This is a genomic window from Vibrio sp. 10N.247.310.17, assembly GCF_041466605.1.
Classification (GTDB): Bacteria; Pseudomonadota; Gammaproteobacteria; order Enterobacterales; family Vibrionaceae; genus Vibrio; species Vibrio tasmaniensis_A.
Genome location: NZ_JBFSTC010000232.1, coordinates 1 through 1,064 on the forward strand (window position 1 = coordinate 1; position 1,064 = coordinate 1,064).

Consider the following 1,064-nt stretch of genomic DNA (forward strand, 5'->3'; position numbering starts at 1 on the left):
GTCCTAACTGATTCACGCCGACGTCTAGATGAGAGTCCGTTAGCGGCTCTGTTTCACACAACGGTAAAGGCTTGGAATGGAGATATCCTTCAACAAGACAAAGACTTAGAGCTTAATGTTCTTGCTGTCGATGGGACAACATTTAGGTGCCAAGATTCCCCAGAGAACGCTGAAGAATTTGGGTTCATCTCTAAAAAATTGAAACCTTACCCTCAACTTCGTTTAGTCGCTTTGATGTCAACAGAAACTCGAATGATTATGGGGGCGGCTTTTGATGGCTGTCATGTCGGTGAAACGACCTTAGCTAAGCGCCTATTCAATGATATCCCCGCACATTCATTGACCTTATTTGATCGTTGTTATTTCTCGGCAGACCTCTTGTTGTCGTGGCAAGAGAGTGCGGAAAATGCTCACTGGTTAATGCCTGCAAAGCGTAAGCTACGCTATGAAGTGTTGGAGAAATATGCGGAGAACGACATGCTCATCTCAATGCCCATCTCTCCTCAAGCTCAACGGAAGAATCCGAATTTACCCGCACGTTGGGAAGCCAGATTAGTCCTATATCAAGAGCCAAAAGGTGAGATAAAAGGTTTTATTACTTCACTTACAGACCCTAGTAGATACTCGCTAGAAAGCCTGCTGCGTATTTATTGGCAACGCTGGGAGATAGAAGAAGGTTATGGTGAAATTAAACAGACTCAACTGCAAAGTCACGTCACTTTACGAAGTCGTTTTTCTGCCGGTGTGAAGCAAGAGCTGTGGGGCGTATTACTTGCCTATAACTTAGTGCGATTAGAGATGGTTAAGATAGCTTCAGAAGCCGGGGTTCGAGCGACTAGGGTCAGTTTTACCGCCGCAATTAACCTTATTGATGCGCAATTACGTTGGTTAGCTTTAAGCCCAGACGGAACTCTACCTGTAAAACTGAAAAGGATGAGAGACAGTTTGAGTCACTTCATTCTTCCAGATAAAAGAAAGGACCGAACGTTTCCACGTTCAGTCCTCTTTGTCCCAGCCAAATATCCGTTCAGGTTCAAGCAATAATGCTTATCCGAACGGCATTA

1 protein-coding gene is annotated in these 1,064 nt (G+C 44.5%); it reads left to right on the forward strand.

What is annotated here, in order from left to right:
* Positions 1-1,044: IS4-like element ISVbsp1 family transposase (locus tag AB6D80_RS25065; protein WP_372189926.1), on the forward strand; the 1,044-nt coding region annotated here is incomplete at its 5' end.
* Positions 1,045-1,064 lie beyond the last annotated feature (20 nt).